This window comes from Streptomyces sp. NPDC101776, assembly GCF_044766845.1.
GTDB lineage: Bacteria > Actinomycetota > Actinomycetes > Streptomycetales > Streptomycetaceae > Streptomyces.
Genome location: NZ_JBIWMV010000022.1, coordinates 12837 through 30086 on the forward strand (window position 1 = coordinate 12837; position 17250 = coordinate 30086).

Genomic DNA, 17250 nt, shown 5'->3' on the forward strand with positions numbered 1-17250 from the left:
CAGCGCGCCCGACAAGCGCACCCGGGCCCGAGCCCGGGCATGATCCACCGCCGAGCCCCCAGGCACGCACCCGTTCCGGTACGGACAGGACGCCGCGCCATTCCGTTGCGGCGGCAGGTCGGGAGACGGGGCAGCCAGCGTCCGACCGCGCAGCGCGCCCGACAAGCGCACCCGGGCCCGAGCCCGGGCATGATCCACCGCCGAGCCCCCAGGCACGCACCCGTTCCGGTACGGACAGGACGCCGCACCATTCCGTTGCGGCGACAGGACGCGAGACGGGGCAGCCAGCGGCCGACCGCGCGGCACGCCCGACAAGCGCACCCGGGCCCGAGCCCCGGCACGATCCGCCGCTGAACCCCCGGAGGGACGGGCACGGCGGTTCGAAAACGATCCACCGGGTTTTCATTGGCCCTTGCTGTGGCCTGCATCTCTCGCGTTTCCTCGGTACTGCAGAAACCCTCTTTCACCGAGTGAGGTCACCCCGTGTCCAGCACCCCCAGCTCCGCCCAGACTCCCGAGACCGGCACCGCGCGCGTGAAGCGCGGTATGGCCGAGCAGCTCAAGGGCGGTGTGATCATGGACGTGGTCAACGCCGAGCAGGCGAAGATCGCCGAGGACGCCGGTGCAGTCGCCGTCATGGCCCTGGAGCGGGTTCCCGCCGACATCCGCAAGGACGGCGGCGTGGCCCGGATGTCCGACCCGACGATGATCGAGGAGATCATCGAGGCGGTCTCCATCCCGGTCATGGCCAAGTCCCGCATCGGCCACTTCGTCGAGGCCCAGGTCCTGCAGTCCCTCGGCGTCGACTACATCGACGAGTCCGAGGTCCTCACCCCGGCCGACGAGGTCAACCACTCCGACAAGTGGGCCTTCACGACCCCCTTCGTCTGCGGTGCCACCAACCTGGGCGAGGCCCTGCGCCGCATCGCCGAGGGCGCCGCGATGATTCGCTCCAAGGGCGAGGCCGGCACCGGCAACGTCGTCGAGGCGGTCCGCCACCTGCGTCAGATCAAGAACGAGATCGCCAAGCTGCGCGGCTTCGACAACAACGAGCTGTACGCCGCCGCCAAGGAACTGCGCGCCCCGTACGAGATCGTCCGCGAGGTCGCCGAGCTCGGCAAGCTCCCGGTCGTGCTGTTCTCCGCCGGTGGCGTCGCCACCCCCGCCGACGCCGCGCTGATGCGCCAGCTCGGCGCCGAGGGCGTCTTCGTCGGCTCCGGCATCTTCAAGTCCGGCGACCCGGCCAAGCGCGCCGCCGCCATCGTGAAGGCGACCACCTTCTACGACGACCCCAAGATCATCGCGGACGCGTCCCGCAACCTCGGCGAGGCCATGGTCGGCATCAACTGCGACACCCTCCCCGAGGCCGAGCGCTACGCCAACCGCGGTTGGTAGTCACGTAGATGAGCGACACAACCCCTGTCATAGGCGTCCTGGCCCTCCAGGGCGACGTACGGGAGCACCTGATCGCCCTGGCCGCCGCCGACGCCGTGGCCAGGCAGGTCAGGCGCACCGAGGAACTCGCCGAGGTGGACGGTCTCGTCATCCCCGGGGGTGAGTCCACCACCATCTCCAAGCTGGCCGTCCTCTTCGGAGTGATGGACCCCCTTCGCGCACGCGTGCGTGCCGGTATGCCCGTCTACGGCACCTGCGCCGGCCTGATCATGCTCGCCGACAAGATCCTCGACCCGCGCTCGGGCCAGGAGGCGATCGGCGGCATCGACATGATCGTGCGCCGCAACGCCTTCGGACGGCAGAACGAGTCCTTCGAAGCCTCGCTCGACGTGAAGGGCGTTCCGGGCGATCCTGTGGAGGGCGTCTTCATCCGCGCCCCCTGGGTCGAGTCCGTCGGTGCCGAGACCGAGGTCCTCGCCGAACACGAGGGCCACATCGTCGCGGTCCGCCAGGGCAACGCGCTCGCCACGTCGTTCCACCCGGAACTGACCGGCGACCACCGCGTGCACTCGCTGTTCGTCGACATGGTGCGCGCGAACCTGGCTCCGGGGTCCTAGTAGGATCCCTGGGGTTCGTAAAGAGTTGGGTTACGCGAAGGAGACAGGCAGATGTCCGGCCACTCTAAATGGGCTACGACGAAGCACAAGAAGGCCGTGATCGACGCCAAGCGCGGCAAGCTCTTCGCGAAGATGATCAAGAACATCGAGGTCGCGGCCCGCACCGGTGGCGCCGATGTGTCCGGCAACCCGACGCTGTTCGACGCCATCCAGAAGGCCAAGAAGAGCTCGGTGCCGAACAAGAACATCGACTCCGCGGTCAAGCGCGGCGCCGGCCTCGAAGCCGGTGGCGCCGACTACGAGACGATCATGTACGAGGGTTACGGCCCCAACGGTGTCGCGGTGCTCATCGAGTGCCTCACCGACAACCGCAACCGCGCCGCCTCGGACGTCCGCGTCGCCATGACCCGCAACGGCGGGAACATGGCCGACCCCGGCTCCGTCTCGTACCTCTTCAACCGCAAGGGCGTCGTCGTCGTCCCCAAGGGCGAGCTGTCCGAGGACGACGTCCTGGGTGCCGTGCTCGACGTGGGCGCCGAGGAGGTCAACGACCTGGGTGAGGCCTTCGAGGTCATCTCCGAGGCCACCGACCTGGTCGCGGTGCGCAGCGCGCTCCAGGAGGCCGGTATCGACTACGACTCCGCCGACGCCAACTTCGTCCCGACCATGCAGGTCGAGCTCGACGAGGACGGTGCCCGCAAGATCTTCAAGCTGATCGACGCCCTGGAGGACAGCGACGACGTGCAGAACGTCTTCGCCAACTTCGACGTCAGCGACGAGGTCATGGAGAAGGTCGACGCGTAGCGCTGCCGCGAGCTGGGCCGAACAAGAGGCTCAACGGGCCGACGGGACACACCCGTCGGCCCGTCGCTTTGTCAGTGGGACCCGCTAGCCTGCACAAACAGGCGATCGAAGGGAGGGCTCGTGCGCGTACTCGGGGTGGACCCCGGACTGACCCGCTGCGGCGTCGGTGTCGTCGAAGGCGTCGCGGGCCGGCCGCTCACCATGGTCGGCGTCGGTGTCGTACGGACCCCGGCGGACGCCGAGTTGGCGCTGCGCCTCGTCGCCATCGAGCAGGGCATCGAAGCGTGGCTGGACGAACACCGGCCCGAATTCGTCGCCGTGGAGCGGGTGTTCAGCCAGCACAACGTGCGGACGGTGATGGGCACCGCCCAGGCCAGCGCCGTAGCCATGCTGTGTGCCGCACGCCGTGGCATCCCGGTCGCGCTGCACACCCCCAGCGAGGTCAAGGCCGCCGTCACCGGCAGCGGACGCGCCGACAAGGCCCAGGTCGGCGCCATGGTGACCCGGCTGCTGCGGCTCGACGCGCCGCCCAAGCCCGCCGACGCGGCCGACGCCCTCGCCCTCGCGATCTGCCACATCTGGCGGGGCCCCGCGCAGAATCGCCTCCAACAGGCCGTAGCCCAGAACCGACTTCAGCAGGCCGTAGCACTGCACGCGGCCAAGACTCCGAACGCATCGAAAGGCCGTACCGCATGATCGCCTTCGTCAGTGGCACGGTCGCCGCACTCGCTCCCGACGCGGCCGTGGTCGAGATCGGCGGTGTCGGCATGGCCGTCCAGTGCACGCCGAACACCCTGTCCACGCTCCGCCTCGGCAAGCAGGCCAAGCTCGCCACCTCGCTCGTCGTACGCGAGGACTCGCTCACGCTCTACGGCTTCGTGGACGACGACGAACGCCAGATCTTCGAGCTCCTCCAGACCGCGACCGGCGTCGGCCCGAGGCTCGCGCAGGCGATGCTGGCCGTGCACACCCCGGACGCGCTGCGCCGAGCCGTCGCCTCCGGGGACGAGAAGGCGCTGATGGCGGTGCCCGGCATCGGCAAGAAGGGTGCGCAGAAGCTGCTGCTGGAGTTCAAGGACCGGCTCGGCGCACCGGTGGGGTCCGCCCCGGCGATCGGCGCCCCGGTCACCAGCGGCTGGCGCGACCAGCTGCACGCGGCCCTCATCGGCCTCGGGTACGCCACCCGCGAGGCCGACGAGGCCGTGGCCGCCGTAGCACCGCAGGCCGAGGCCGCCGAAGGGGCGCCGCAGGTGGGGCAGTTGCTCAAGGCCGCCCTGCAGACCCTGAACCGCGCCCGCTAGGAGAACCGTCAGTGAACTGGGACGACACGACCGACGAGACCGCCGCCGAGCGGCTGGTGGGCTCGGTCGCCGACCGCGAGGACCAGGCCGTCGAGGCCGCCCTGCGCCCCAAGGACCTGGGTGAGTTCATCGGCCAGGAGAAGGTCCGCGAGCAGCTCGACCTGGTGCTGCGGGCCGCACGCGCGCGTGGCGCCACCGCCGACCACGTGCTGCTCTCCGGCGCCCCCGGCCTCGGCAAGACCACCCTCTCGATGATCATCGCGGCCGAGATGGAAGCCCCGATCCGCATCACCAGCGGCCCCGCCATCCAGCACGCCGGCGACCTCGCCGCGATCCTCTCCTCCCTCCAGGAGGGCGAGGTCCTCTTCCTCGACGAGATCCACCGCATGTCCCGGCCCGCCGAGGAGATGCTCTACATGGCGATGGAGGACTTCCGCGTCGACGTCATCGTCGGCAAGGGCCCCGGCGCCACCGCGATCCCGCTCGAACTCCCGCCGTTCACCCTGGTCGGCGCCACCACGCGCGCGGGACTGCTGCCACCCCCGCTGCGCGACCGCTTCGGCTTCACCGCGCACATGGAGTTCTACGAACCCACCGAGCTGGAGCGCGTCATCCACCGCTCGGCCAACCTCCTCGACGTGGAGATCGACCCCGCCGGCGCCGCCGAGATCGCCGGGCGCTCCCGCGGCACCCCCCGTATCGCCAACCGGCTGCTGCGCCGCGTACGGGACTACGCGCAGGTCAAGGCCGACGGCTACATCACCCGGGACATCGCAGGGGCGGCCCTCAAGGTGTACGAGGTCGACGACCGCGGCCTCGACCGGCTCGACCGCGGTGTCCTGGAAGCCCTGCTCAAGCTGTTCGGCGGCGGCCCGGTCGGCCTGTCCACGCTCGCGGTCGCCGTGGGGGAGGAGCGCGAGACCGTCGAAGAGGTCGCCGAACCCTTCCTCGTACGGGAGGGACTGCTGGCCCGCACCCCGCGCGGACGCGTCGCCACCCCCGCCGCGTGGGCGCATCTCGGCCTCACCCCGCCCCGCTCGTCAACGGGGGGAAACGGACAAGGGGACCTGTTCGGGGCGTGACGGCGGGGGCACTGGCCGGGTCAGGAACCCCGGTGCCATGCTGAGCGTTGTTCCATCAGCGTGGACTCGCTTAGACTCCGCCGATGCCGCCCTTGTGGGCGGCGCCGACCACCCCCATCCACCAGGCCGCTCACCGCCGCGGTCGTGCGAAGGAAATTCCGTCCCGTGAATATCGTGACCCTCCTCCCGTTCATCGTGCTCATCGGGGCCATGTTCCTGATGACCCGCTCTGCCAAGCGCAAGCAGCAGGCGGCCGCGTCGATGCGTAATGACATGCAGCCCGGCACCGGCGTCCGCACGATCGGGGGCGTGTACGCGACGGTCAAGGAAGTCAACGAGGAGACGGTCCTCCTTGACGCCGGCCCGGGCATCGAGCTTCTCTTCGCGAAGAACGCGATCGGCGCCGTCCTCACCGACGACGAGTACAACCGCATCGTCCACGGCATCGAGCACGACCTGAAGGACGACGCCGACATCGTCCCGGACGACGCCTCCTCCCTCACCGAGACCGACGAGCCCGCCGCCGACTCTTCCGACGACAAGCCCATCGACCTCGGCAAGAAGGACGCGGCCGACGAGCCGGCCGACGCCACCGAGGAGCCGGCTGAGGCCGCCGAGGCCAAGACGGACGAAGAGCCGAAGAAGACCGACGGCGACTCCGACGCGAAGTAGTTCACGTCCCGGGAGCGCGGCGCGACCCGCTCGCGCCCCGCGCACCCAGGGGACGTGCGTCGCTCGCACGGGATCCCGACACCATGTCATGGCCGCAGCCGCGCTGACCCGGCGCGGAGCGGCCCGAGAGGGAGTACGAGAAGGTGGCAGCACCTAAGAGGGGCCGTAGCGCGAGCGCCCAGAGCAAGCCAGGGCGCTCGCTGGCCCTCATCCTGATCGCCATCGTGGCGCTCACCGGTGGCATGTTCGCATCCGGGCACAACACTCCGCGTCTCGGCATCGACCTGGCCGGCGGCACGAGCATCACCCTGCGGGCGGTGGCCCAGCCCGGCGAGGCATCGTCGATCAACAAGACCAACATGGACACCGCGGTCGACATCATGAACCGCCGTGTCAACGGTCTTGGTGTCTCGGAGGCCGAGGTCCAGACCCAGGGCGACAAGAACATCATCGTCAACATCCCCAAGGGCACGAACTCGGAGGAGGCGCGGCAGCAGGTCGGTACGACCGCCAAGCTGTACTTCCGCCCGGTCCTGGCCACGGAGGCCTCCGTGGGCGCCGCGACGGCGACCCCGTCGCCGAGCGCGTCCGGCAGCGCCTCCAGCAGCCCGTCGAGCTCGGCGAGCCCGAAGACGACCGCCTCCTCGTCCAAGACCGGCTCCGGGACCCCGTCGGCCTCCGCCACCTCGCAGGGCCGTGCCCTCAGTGACGCCCTGAAGGCCGACGCCTCCTCGTCCGCGAGCCCCAGCGCCTCGGCCTCCGCCAGCACCACCCCGTCGGCGACCAGCAGCGCCGCCGCCAGCGCGGCGGCCGCCAAGCTGGAGGCCCAGTACACCGCGCTCGACTGCTCCAAGAAGTCGGTCCAGAACACCGCCGGCAAGAACGCCAAGGCCGAGGACGCGACCGTGGCCTGCGGCCAGGTCTCGGGTGTCTGGTACAAGTACGTGCTCGGCCCCGCCGCCGTGGACGGCACCGACGTCAAGAAGGCCGCGGCCGTCCTGAACACGACGACCGCCGCCGGCTGGCAGGTCACCATGGACTTCACCGGCAAGGGCGGCGACAAGTTCGCCAAGGTCACCGGTGAACTGGCGAAGAACACCGCCCCGCAGAACGAGTTCGGCATCGTCCTCGACGGCCAGGTCGTCTCCAGCCCGTCCGTCAGCTCGTCGATCACCGGCGGCAGCGCGGAGATCTCCGGCAGCTTCACCCAGGAAGAGGCCCAGAGCCTCTCCAACATGCTGTCGTACGGCGCCCTGCCGCTGACCTTCAAGACGGACAGCGTCACCACGGTGACCGCGGCGCTCGGCGGTGAGCAACTGCACGCCGGTCTGATCGCGGGCGCGATCGGCCTCGCGCTGGTCGTCATCTACCTGCTGATCTTCTACCGCGGTCTGTCGGTCATCGCGATCCCCTCGCTGCTGGTCTCCGCCATCCTCACCTACGTGATCATGGCGCTGCTCGGCCCGGGCATCGGCTTCGCGCTGAACCTGCCGGCCGTCTGCGGCGCGATCGTCGCGATCGGTATCACCGCGGACTCGTTCATCGTGTTCTTCGAACGCATCCGGGACGAGATCCGCGAGGGCCGCTCGCTGCGCCCGTCCGTCGAGCGGGCCTGGCCCCGCGCGCGGCGCACCATCCTGGTCTCCGACTTCGTGTCGTTCCTCGCCGCCGCGGTGCTGTTCATCGTCACCGTCGGCAAGGTCCAGGGCTTCGCGTTCACGCTCGGTCTGACCACCGTGCTCGACGTCGTCGTGGTCTTCCTCTTCACCAAGCCGCTGATGACGATCCTCGCCCGCCGGAAGTTCTTCGCGAACGGCCACAAGTTCTCCGGCCTCGACCCGAAGGCACTCGGCGCCAAGGCGCCCCTGCGCCGCACCCGCCGTCCCGCCGGTTCCGCCGCGGGCCCTGTCGACCCGAAGGAGGCGTGAGATGTCGAAGCTCGGCAACCTCGGCGCCCGACTGCACCGTGGCGAGGTCGGGTACGACTTCGTCGGCAATCGCAAGATCTGGTACGGCATCTCGATCCTGATCACCATCACGGCCATCCTCGGCCTGACGGTGCGCGGCCTGAACATGGGCATCGAGTTCCAGGGCGGCGCCGCCTTCACCACGCCGAAGAACATGAGCGCCTCGGTGAGCCAGGCGGAGAAGTATGCCGAGGACGCCTCCGGCCACGACGCGGTCGTCCAGAAGCTCGGCGACGGCAGCCTGCGCATCCAGATCGCCGGCATCGACACGGACCAGTCCGACAGCATCAAGAAGCAGCTGTCGAAGGACCTGAACGTCAGCTCCGAGAACATCGCCGCGGACCTGGTCGGCCCCAGCTGGGGTGACCAGATCGCCAACAAGGCCTGGGAGGGCCTGGCGATCTTCATGGTGCTGGTCGTGATCTATCTGGCGATCGCCTTCGAGTGGCGGATGGCGCTGGCCGCGCTCGTCGCCCTGATCCACGACATCACCATCACCATCGGCATCTACGCCCTGGTCGGCTTCGAGGTCACGCCCGGCACGGTGATCGGTCTGCTGACCATTCTCGGTTACTCGCTCTACGACACGGTCGTCGTCTTCGACAGCCTCAAGGAGCAGACCAAGGACATCACCAAGCAGACCCGGTGGACCTACAGCGACATCGCCAACCGGTCGATCAACGGCACGCTGGTGCGGTCCATCAACACCACGGTCGTCGCGCTGCTGCCGGTCGGGGCCCTGCTGTTCATCGGTGGCGGTTTCCTCGGCGCGGGTGTCCTCAACGACATCTCGCTGTCGCTGTTCGTCGGCCTCGCGGCCGGTGCGTACTCCTCGATCTTCATCGCCACGCCGCTCGTCGCCGACCTCAAGGAGGCCGAGCCGCAGATGAAGGCGCTCAAGAAGCGCGTCCTCGCCAAGCGTGCTCAGGCCGCCGCGCAGGGCGAGCCGGCCGAGCCCGAGGTCAGCGACCACTCGGACGACGACTACGACGACGAGCACGAGGACGCGGCGGTCGTGGGTCCGCGCACGCAGCCCGCGTCGCGTAACCGCGGCCGTGGCCGCCCCTCGGGGAAGCGTCGATGACGGACATTCAGGAGCTGCTGCTCAGCCGTATCCGCGATGTGGCCGACTACCCGGAGCCGGGCGTGATGTTCAAGGACATCACCCCGCTCCTGGCGGACCCGGCCGCGTTCACGGCACTCACGGACGCGCTCGCCGAGTTCGTCGTGAGCACCGGTGCGACGAAGGTCGTGGGCCTGGAGGCCCGCGGCTTCATCCTCGGCGCCCCGGTGGCCGTCCGCGCGGGCGTCGGCTTCATCCCCGTACGCAAAGCGGGCAAGCTCCCCGGAGCGACCCTCAGCCAGACGTACGACCTGGAGTACGGCTCCGCCGAGATCGAGGTGCACGCCGAGGACCTGAGCGCCGGTGACCGCGTCCTGATCGTCGACGACGTCCTCGCCACCGGCGGCACCGCCGAGGCCTCCCTCCAGCTGATCCGCAGGGCGGGCGCCCAGGTCGCCGGCCTCGCGGTCCTGATGGAACTGGGCTTCCTCGCGGGCCGAGCCCGCCTGGAACCGGCCCTGGACGGCGCCCCACTGGAAGCGCTGCTGGTGGTCTGAGCCCACAGCACGTCCTGCCGCGACTCGAGAACGGCCGCCCCGGTAACACCGGGGCGGCCGTTTCCGCGCTCGTCAGGGTCGCGGGGTTGTATCAATGCGCGGCTCCGCCGCGCGGACGCGACGATCCATGACGGTGCCGCGGTCGGCCGGGCGCCTCCGGCTCTCCGTCGCCCGCGTCCCCGAGCTGGGAGCGGGGGGGGGTGTATTCATGCACGGCTCCGCCGCGTGGCTACGACGACCCGTGACGGCGGCCGCCGTCGGCCGGGCGCCTCCGGCTCCCCGTCGTCCGCCCCGACCACCACCACCCCCCCCGCGTCGGGAGCGCGAGGCAGTATCAATGCGCAACCAATGCGCAGCTCCGCCGCGCGGGCCCGACGGGCGATGACGGCGCCACCGTCGGCCAGGAGCCGCCGCCCTCGTCCCTCCGCCCTCGTCCCCCGCCCCGAAACACCCCCGCCCGCCACCTTCAAGGCGCCCTCACGTCATCTCCGGAATGCCGGCGGCAGCCTCTCGTGTTTCAGCGGTAGACGGCCCTCACATCGGCCTGAAGGCGATCCCCGAGCCCAGGATCGCTACCATGGGCACTCCGGAGCCTGACCGGGGGACCCGGATCGCGCACGAGGAGTCCTCTTGGCAGACGAGGCCCAGCCCCTGACCGCCGCCAAGCCCGAGCCCACCCCGGGCCCCGCGGCGGAGCCCGCGCCCAGTGCGACGAACGCGCAGAGCGAACCGAGCGGGACGGCGGAGCATGCCCAGACGGCCCCCGCCGACAAGGCGGCCGAGCCCGCGCGTCCCAAGCCGGACCAGCCCGAGCGCCCGGCGGCTGCCCCCGCGCCCCGGCCCACGGCCGGTCAGCCCGCCCGCACCGGTGGCGGCTCCTCCAACCGCGTCCGCGCCCGCCTGGCCCGCCTCGGCGTGCAGCGCTCGAACCCGTACAACCCGGTCCTGGAGCCCCTGCTGCGGATAGTGCGCAGCAACGACCCGAAGATCGAGACGGCCACCCTCCGCCAGGTCGAGAGCGCCTACCAGGTCGCCGAGCGCTGGCACCGCGGCCAGAAGCGCAAGAGCGGCGACCCGTACATCACCCACCCGCTCGCCGTCACCACGATCCTCGCCGAGCTGGGCATGGACCCGGCGACCCTCATGGCCGGGCTGCTGCACGACACCGTCGAGGACACCGAGTACGGCCTCGACCAGCTCCGCCGCGACTTCGGCGACTCCGTCGCCCTCCTCGTCGACGGCGTCACCAAGCTCGACAAGGTCAAGTTCGGCGAGGCCGCGCAGGCCGAGACCGTGCGCAAGATGGTCGTCGCCATGGCCAAGGACCCGCGCGTCCTGGTCATCAAGCTCGCCGACCGCCTGCACAACATGCGCACCATGCGCTACCTCAAGCGCGAGAAGCAGGAGAAGAAGGCGCGCGAGACCCTCGAGATCTACGCGCCGCTCGCCCACCGCCTCGGCATGAACACCATCAAGTGGGAACTGGAGGATCTCGCCTTCGCGATCCTCTACCCCAAGATGTACGACGAGATCGTCCGGTTGGTGGCCGAGCGGGCACCGAAGCGTGACGAGTACCTGGCCATAGTGACCGACGAGGTCCAGACCGACCTGCGCGCCGCCCGTATCAAGGCGACGGTCACCGGCCGCCCGAAGCACTACTACAGCGTCTACCAGAAGATGATCGTCCGAGGTCGCGACTTCGCGGAGATCTACGACCTGGTGGGCATCCGCGTCCTCGTGGACACCGTCCGCGACTGCTACGCGGCCCTCGGCACCGTGCACGCGCGATGGAACCCGGTCCCCGGCCGGTTCAAGGACTACATCGCGATGCCCAAGTTCAACATGTACCAGTCGCTGCACACGACGGTGATCGGCCCCAACGGCAAGCCCGTCGAGCTCCAGATCCGTACGTTCGACATGCACCGCCGCGCCGAGTACGGCATCGCCGCGCACTGGAAGTACAAGCAGGAGGCCGTCGCCGGCACCTCCAAGGTGCGCGCGGAGACGCCCAGGACCACCGGCAAGGACGACCACCTCAACGACATGGCGTGGCTGCGCCAGTTGCTCGACTGGCAGAAGGAGACCGAGGACCCGGGCGAGTTCCTGGAGTCCCTGCGCTTCGACCTGTCCCGCAACGAGGTCTTCGTCTTCACGCCCAAGGGCGACGTGATAGCGCTGCCGGCGGGCGCCACCCCGGTGGACTTCTCGTACGCGGTGCACACCGAGGTCGGCCACCGGACCATAGGAGCACGGGTCAACGGGCGGCTCGTACCGCTCGAATCCACCCTGGACAACGGCGACTTGGTGGAGGTCTTCACCTCCAAGGCACCCGGTGCGGGCCCCTCCCGCGACTGGCTCGGCTTCGTCAAGTCGCCGCGCGCCCGCAACAAGATCAGAGCCTGGTTCTCCAAGGAGCGCCGCGACGAGGCGATCGAGCAGGGCAAGGACGCCATCGCCCGCGCGATGCGCAAGCAGAACCTGCCGATCCAGCGCATCCTCACCGGCGACTCCCTCGTCACGCTCGCGCACGAGATGCGCTACCCCGACATCTCCTCGCTGTACGCGGCGATCGGCGAAGGCCATGTCGCCGCGCAGAACGTCGTACAGAAGCTGGTGCAGGCGCTCGGCGGCGAGGAGGCGGCCACCGAGGAGATCGACGAGAGCGTGCCGCCGACGACCGGCCGGGGCCGCAAGCGCCGGTCGAACGCCGACCCCGGTGTCGTCGTCAAGGGCGTCGACGACGTGTGGGTCAAACTGGCCCGCTGTTGTACGCCCGTCCCCGGCGACCCCATCATCGGTTTCGTCACCCGGGGTAGCGGCGTATCGGTTCACCGCAGCGACTGCGTCAACGTGGAGTCACTGTCCCGCGAACCCGAGCGCATCCTGGAGGTCGAGTGGGCGCCCACCCAGTCCTCGGTCTTCCTGGTCGCCATACAGGTGGAGGCACTGGACCGCTCCCGGCTCCTCTCGGACGTCACCCGCGTCCTGTCCGACCAGCACGTCAACATCCTCTCCGCGGCCGTCCAGACCTCCCGCGACCGCGTCGCCACCTCCCGCTTCACCTTCGAGATGGGCGACCCCAAGCACCTGGGCCACGTCCTGAAGGCGGTCAGGGGCGTGGAGGGGGTCTACGACGTCTACCGCGTGACGTCGGCGCGCAACAAGTCGTAGCGGACACCACGCAGACGAAGAAGGGGCTCCCGTACGCGATGTACGGGAGCCCCTTCTTCATGCCCACGAGCCTACGACGTGTGCCTACGACCGTGTCAGCCGCCGAACTCCTGGAGGCCCTTCAGCGCCTGGTCCAGCAGGGCCTGGCGGCCGTCCAGCTCGCGCTGGAGCTTGTCCGCCCGGGAGGTGTTGCCCTGGGCGCGGGCCTGCTCGATCTGGCCCGTGAGCTTGTCCACGGCGGCCTGGAGCTGGCCGGTCAGACCCTCGGCACGCGCGCGTGCCTCCGGGTTCGTCCGGCGCCACTCGGTCTCCTCGGACTCCTGGAGGGCCCGCTCGATCGTGTGCATCCGGCCCTCGACCTTCGGGCGGGAGTCACGCGGCACATGACCGATGGCCTCCCAGCGCTCGTTGATCGAGCGGAAGGCCGCGCGGGCCGCCTTCAGATCGGTGACCGGCAGGAGCTTCTCGGCCTCTTCGGCCAGCTCCTCCTTGAGCTTCAGGTTCTCCGTCTGCTCGGCGTCCCGCTCGGCGAAGACCGAACTGCGGGCGGCGAAGAAGACGTCCTGGGCACCGCGGAAGCGGTTCCACAGATCGTCCTCGTGCTCGCGCTGGGCGCGGCCCGCCGCCTTCCAGTCGTTCATCAGCTCGCGGTAGCGCGCGGCCGTGGGACCCCAGTCCGCCGAGGCCGACAGACTCTCGGCCTCCGCGACCAGTTTCTCCTTGGTCTTGCGGGCCTCCTCGCGCTGCGCGTCCAGCGACGCGAAGTGCGCCTTGCGGCGCTTGGAGAAGGCCGACCGGGCGTGCGAGAAGCGGTGCCACAGCTCGTCGTCCGACTTGCGGTCCAGGCGCGGCAGACCCTTCCAGGTGTCCACCAGCGCGCGCAGCCGCTCACCGGCCGCCCGCCACTGGTCGGACTGCGCCAGCTCCTCCGCCTCGACGACCAGCGCCTCCTTGGAGTGCCGGGCCTCGTCGGACTGCTTGGCGCGCTGCTGCTTGCGCTCCTCGCGGCGCGCCTCGACGGTCTCCACGAGCTTGTCCAGCCGGACCCCGAGCGAGGCCAGGTCACCCACCGCGTGGTGGGCGTCGACCTGCTCACGGAGATGGTCGACGGCGGCCTGCGCGTCCTTCGCCGACAGATCGGTGGTCTTCACGCGCTTCTCGAGGAGGCCGATCTCGACAACCAGGCCTTCGTACTTGCGCTCGAAGTAGGCCAGCGCCTCCTCGGGGGAGCCGGCCTGCCAGGAACCGACGACCTGCTCGCCGTCGGCCGTACGCACGTACACGGTCCCCGTCTCGTCGACGCGGCCCCACGGGTCGCTGCTCACAGCGCCTCCTCCACATGATGCCTGCACAGGGCCTCTGTGCCCCCGGGCATCGTCCACAGTTTCGTCACGGCCAACATAGGCGACCGGCGGGTTGCCTGTCCGCATCCCGCGCGACCGAAATTTCGCTGTTGACGGTCAGGATTTAGTGACAGTCGCCTTGTTGATCACGACCGTCGCGTTCGGTGCTCCGTCGCCCGCGCCCGTGCTCTCACCGGCCGCCGCGATCTTGTTCAGGACCTTCATCCCGGAGGCCGAGATGGTACCGAACGGGGTGTAGCTGGCCGGAAGCGTACTGTCCTTGTACACGAGGAAGAACTGGCTGCCGCCGGTGTGCTTCTGACCGGTGTTGGCCATCGCGATCGTGCCCGCCGGGTAGATCCCGCCCTTGAGGCTGGTGTCCTTCAGGTTCTCGTCCGGGATCGTGTAGCCGGGACCGCCGCTGCCCGCGCCCGTCGGGTCACCGCACTGCAGCACGTAGATGCCGCTGGTGGTGAGCCGGTGGCACTTCGTGTGGTCGAAGTAGCCCTTGGCGGCGAGGAAGTCGAAGGAGTTGACCGTGTGCGGCGCGGCCTTCGTCTTCAGCGCGATGTCGATGTCGCCGCAGGTCGTCGCCAGCTTCATCGTGTACGCGGCCGACGTGTCGATCGTCATCGCCGGCTCTTTCTTCCAGGTCGCCGTCTTGATCTTGCCCGCGGCCGGCTTCGCGCACGGGTCCGGCGCCTTGCTCGTCGCCGAGGCGCTGGGCGTCACGTCCGCGCTCGCGTTCGACTTGTCGTCGTCGTTCTTCAGGACGCCGGTCGTGTAGAGCGCCACACTGCCGATCACGATCACGCCGAGCACCGACGCGATCACCGAGTTGCGCATACGCGCCTTGCGTCGAGCGGACGTACGCCGCTGCTGCTGCCGCAAGAACTTCTCCCGCGCGAGCTGCCGCTTCCGCTGTTCCTGGGTGACCACCGGATTCTCTCCTCATGCGTCTCGTACGTCGACTGGGACGCGTGCGTCTTGTGAGCCGACCGCCTGCGTGTGCCCCGTACCGTATATGGGTTCGCTGAGGATTCGGCAGCGCCGGTAGGCTCTGACCACTGACGCAGGGATCCTTATCCCCACCCGTATCGACACAACGAAGGACGATCGTGCTCATTGCCGGGTTCCCCGCCGGGGCCTGGGGGACGAACTGTTATCTCGTCGCCCCCGCCGCCGGTGAGGAGTGCGTGATCATCGACCCGGGCCATCTGGCCACCGAGGGAGTCGAGGAAGCGCTCAGGAAGCATCGGCTCAAGCCCGTCGCGGTCGTCCTCACCCATGGCCACATCGACCATGTGGCCTCGGTCGTCCCGGTGTGCGGCGCGCACGACGTGCCGGCCTGGATCCACCCCGAGGACCGCTACATGATGAGCGACCCCGAGAAGGCGCTCGGCCGCTCGATCGGGATGCCGCTGATGGGCGAGCTGACCGTGGGGGAGCCGGACGAGGTCAAGGAGCTGACCGACGGCGCGCGGCTGGAGCTGGCGGGCCTGGAGTTCTCGGTCGCGCACGCGCCGGGCCATACGAAGGGGTCGGTGACGTTCCGGATGCCCGAGAACACGGAGATCCCCTCCGTGTTCTTCTCCGGAGATCTGCTCTTCGCCGGCTCCATCGGACGCACCGACCTGCCCGGCGGCTCCCACGCCGAGATCCTCGACTCGCTGGCCCGTGTGTGCCTGCCGCTCGACGACTCGACCGTGGTGCTGTCCGGCCACGGCCCCCAGACGACCATCGGCCAGGAGCGCGCCACGAACCCGTATCTGCGGGAGGTGGCCTCCGGCTTCGGGAGCTCGGACGCTCCCCGACGAGGAATGTGACGAGAGACTTTCGTGAGCACCTTTCAGGCCCCCAAGGGCACGTACGACCTGATTCCGCCGGAGTCGGCCAAGTACCTCGCCGTGCGCGAGGCGATCGCGACCCCGCTGCGCAACTCCGGCTACGGCTACATCGAGACGCCCGGCTTCGAGAACGTCGAGCTGTTCGCGCGCGGTGTCGGTGAGTCCACCGACATCGTGACCAAGGAGATGTACGCCTTCGAGACCAAGGGCGGCGACCAGCTCGCCCTGCGCCCCGAAGGCACGGCCTCCGTACTGCGCGCGACACTTGAGGCCAACCTGCACAAGCTGGGCAACCTCCCCGTCAAGCTCTGGTACTCGGGCTCCTACTACCGCTACGAGCGCCCCCAGAAGGGCCGTTACCGCCACTTCTCCCAGGTCGGCGCCGAAGCGATCGGTGCCGAAGACCCGGCGCTGGACGCCGAGTTGATCATCCTGGCGGACCAGGCGTACCGCTCCCTGGGCCTGCGCGACTTCCGCATCCTCCTCAACAGCCTGGGCGACAAGGAGTGCCGTCCGGTGTACCGGGCCGCGCTCCAGGACTTCCTCCGTGGCCTCGACCTCGACGAGGAGACGCTCCGCCGCGCGGACATCAACCCGCTCCGGGTCCTCGACGACAAACGCCCGGATGTCCAGAAGCAGTTGACGGACGCGCCGCTGCTGCGCGACTACCTGTGCGACGCGTGCAAGGAGTACCACGAGGAGGTCCGCGAACTGATCACGGCCGCGGGTGTCTCCTTCGAGGACGATCCGAAGCTGGTCCGCGGCCTGGACTACTACACCCGTACGACCTTCGAGTTCGTCCACGACGGTCTGGGCTCCCAGTCCGCGGTGGGCGGCGGCGGTCGCTACGACGGCCTCTCCGAGATGATCGGCGGTCCCGCGCTGCCCTCCGTGGGCTGGGCGTTGGGCGTCGACCGTACGGTCCTCGCCCTGGAGGCGGAGGGCGTCGAACTCCAACTCCCCGCGTCCACCAGCGTGTTCGCCGTCCCGCTCGGCGAGGAGGCCCGCCGCGTCCTCTTCACCAAGGTCACCGAACTCCGCAAGCTGGGCATCGCGGCGGACTTCTCCTACGGCTCCAAGGGACTCAAGGGCGCGATGAAGAGCGCCAACCGCAGTGGGGCCCGCTACACGATCGTCGCCGGCGAGCGGGATCTCGCCGACGGGGTCGTGCAGTTGAAGGACATGGAGTCCGGGGAACAGTCGGCGGTCGGGGTGAACGAGATCGTGGCGGAGCTGGAGTCGAAGCTCGGCTGAGGACGGGGTTTCTTTCGCCCCCGCCGCCCCTACCCGTCCCATCCTTCTGGGGCTCCGCCCCAGGCCCCGCTCCTCAAACGCCGGAGGGGCTGAGTTGTCGCCGGCCGGGCCGGATTTTCAGCCCGTCCGGCGTTTGAGGACGAGGCCGTTCAGGCCGAAGCGGGGGTCTGGGGGCGG

General features: G+C 69.6%; 15 protein-coding genes. 13 read left to right on the forward strand and 2 right to left on the reverse strand.

The window, feature by feature from the left end; genetic code table 11:
* Nucleotides 1–483 precede the first annotated feature (483 nt).
* The 11 genes from pdxS to ACIRRY_RS42535 all read left to right on the forward strand — a co-directional run bounded on the left by pdxS (nt 484) and on the right by ACIRRY_RS42535 (nt 12629).
* The gene (gene pdxS / locus ACIRRY_RS42485) at nt 484–1395 is read left to right on the forward strand and encodes a pyridoxal 5'-phosphate synthase lyase subunit PdxS (RefSeq protein WP_401952368.1); all 912 of its coding nucleotides are present in this window, start codon (nt 484–486) and stop codon (nt 1393–1395) included.
* A gap of 8 nt (nt 1396–1403) precedes the next feature.
* A complete protein-coding gene (gene pdxT, locus ACIRRY_RS42490) occupies nt 1404–2012 on the forward strand; it encodes a pyridoxal 5'-phosphate synthase glutaminase subunit PdxT (protein WP_403984126.1) in 609 nt (202 codons plus the stop codon).
* 51 nt (nt 2013–2063) lie between these two features.
* On the forward strand, nt 2064–2816 hold the full coding sequence (locus tag ACIRRY_RS42495; protein ID WP_403984128.1) for a YebC/PmpR family DNA-binding transcriptional regulator: 753 nt from the start codon (nt 2064–2066) through the stop codon (nt 2814–2816).
* A 120-nt stretch (nt 2817–2936) separates the two neighbouring features.
* On the forward strand, nt 2937–3512 hold the full coding sequence (gene ruvC / locus ACIRRY_RS42500; protein WP_403984130.1) for a crossover junction endodeoxyribonuclease RuvC: 576 nt from the start codon (nt 2937–2939) through the stop codon (nt 3510–3512).
* The gene (gene ruvA / locus ACIRRY_RS42505) at nt 3509–4117 is read left to right on the forward strand and encodes a Holliday junction branch migration protein RuvA (protein ID WP_403984132.1); all 609 of its coding nucleotides are present in this window, start codon (nt 3509–3511) and stop codon (nt 4115–4117) included. The genes ruvC and ruvA overlap by 4 nt, the downstream gene beginning before the upstream one ends.
* A gap of 11 nt (nt 4118–4128) precedes the next feature.
* Nucleotides 4129–5199 (forward strand): Holliday junction branch migration DNA helicase RuvB, encoded by a 1071-nt coding sequence (ruvB, locus tag ACIRRY_RS42510; protein ID WP_403984134.1) that lies wholly within the window; start codon nt 4129–4131, stop codon nt 5197–5199.
* Nucleotides 5200–5364: 165 nt separating this feature from the next.
* Nucleotides 5365–5871 (forward strand): preprotein translocase subunit YajC, encoded by a 507-nt coding sequence (yajC, locus tag ACIRRY_RS42515; protein WP_403984136.1) that lies wholly within the window; start codon nt 5365–5367, stop codon nt 5869–5871.
* Between the two features lie 143 nt (nt 5872–6014).
* Nucleotides 6015–7799 carry a protein translocase subunit SecD gene (gene secD / locus ACIRRY_RS42520; RefSeq protein WP_403984137.1) on the forward strand — a complete coding sequence of 595 codons (1785 nt, stop codon included), beginning with the start codon at nt 6015–6017 and terminating at the stop codon, nt 7797–7799.
* 1 nt (nt 7800) lies between these two features.
* A complete protein-coding gene (gene secF / locus ACIRRY_RS42525) occupies nt 7801–8922 on the forward strand; it encodes a protein translocase subunit SecF (RefSeq protein ID WP_403984139.1) in 1122 nt (373 codons plus the stop codon).
* Nucleotides 8919–9458: an adenine phosphoribosyltransferase gene (locus tag ACIRRY_RS42530; protein ID WP_403984141.1), complete on the forward strand. Its 540-nt coding sequence runs from the start codon at nt 8919–8921 to the stop codon at nt 9456–9458. Before secF ends, ACIRRY_RS42530 begins: the two co-directional genes overlap by 4 nt.
* A 630-nt stretch (nt 9459–10088) precedes the next feature.
* The gene (locus ACIRRY_RS42535; RefSeq protein ID WP_403984143.1) at nt 10089–12629 is read left to right on the forward strand and encodes a RelA/SpoT family protein; all 2541 of its coding nucleotides are present in this window, start codon (nt 10089–10091) and stop codon (nt 12627–12629) included.
* A 95-nt stretch (nt 12630–12724) separates the two neighbouring features.
* Here the strand turns inward: ACIRRY_RS42535 and ACIRRY_RS42540 are convergent, their stop codons facing one another.
* Together ACIRRY_RS42540 and ACIRRY_RS42545 are read right to left on the reverse strand one after the other, a co-directional pair.
* Complete coding sequence (locus ACIRRY_RS42540) at nt 12725–13954, reverse strand: DUF349 domain-containing protein (RefSeq protein WP_403984145.1); 1230 nt, start codon at nt 13952–13954, stop codon at nt 12725–12727.
* A 135-nt stretch (nt 13955–14089) separates the two neighbouring features.
* Nucleotides 14090–14911 carry a peptidylprolyl isomerase gene (locus tag ACIRRY_RS42545; protein WP_403984147.1) on the reverse strand — a complete coding sequence of 274 codons (822 nt, stop codon included), beginning with the start codon at nt 14909–14911 and terminating at the stop codon, nt 14090–14092.
* Between the two features lie 179 nt (nt 14912–15090).
* On the opposite strand from ACIRRY_RS42545, the gene ACIRRY_RS42550 reads away from it, so the two are divergent.
* Entirely contained in the window at nt 15091–15798 is a 708-nt protein-coding gene (locus ACIRRY_RS42550) for an MBL fold metallo-hydrolase (protein ID WP_403984149.1), read from the forward strand.
* Nucleotides 15799–15810: 12 nt separating this feature from the next.
* Nucleotides 15811–17073, forward strand: coding sequence for a histidine--tRNA ligase (gene hisS, locus ACIRRY_RS42555; protein ID WP_403984151.1), 1263 nt, complete (start codon nt 15811–15813; stop codon nt 17071–17073).
* The last annotated feature ends 177 nt before the right edge of the window (nt 17074–17250 follow it).

Bases quoted from the DNA above. Each gene is read 5' to 3' on its own strand.
- secF (WP_403984139.1), top strand. From the start codon at position 7,801: ATGTCGAAGCTCGGCAACCTCGGCGCCCGACTGCACCGTGGCGAGGTC.
- ruvA (WP_403984132.1), top strand. From the start codon at position 3,509: ATGATCGCCTTCGTCAGTGGCACGGTCGCCGCACTCGCTCCCGACGCG.
- ACIRRY_RS42530 (WP_403984141.1), top strand. From the start codon at position 8,919: ATGACGGACATTCAGGAGCTGCTGCTCAGCCGTATCCGCGATGTGGCC.
- pdxT (WP_403984126.1), top strand. From the start codon at position 1,404: ATGAGCGACACAACCCCTGTCATAGGCGTCCTGGCCCTCCAGGGCGAC.
- ACIRRY_RS42495 (WP_403984128.1), top strand. From the start codon at position 2,064: ATGTCCGGCCACTCTAAATGGGCTACGACGAAGCACAAGAAGGCCGTG.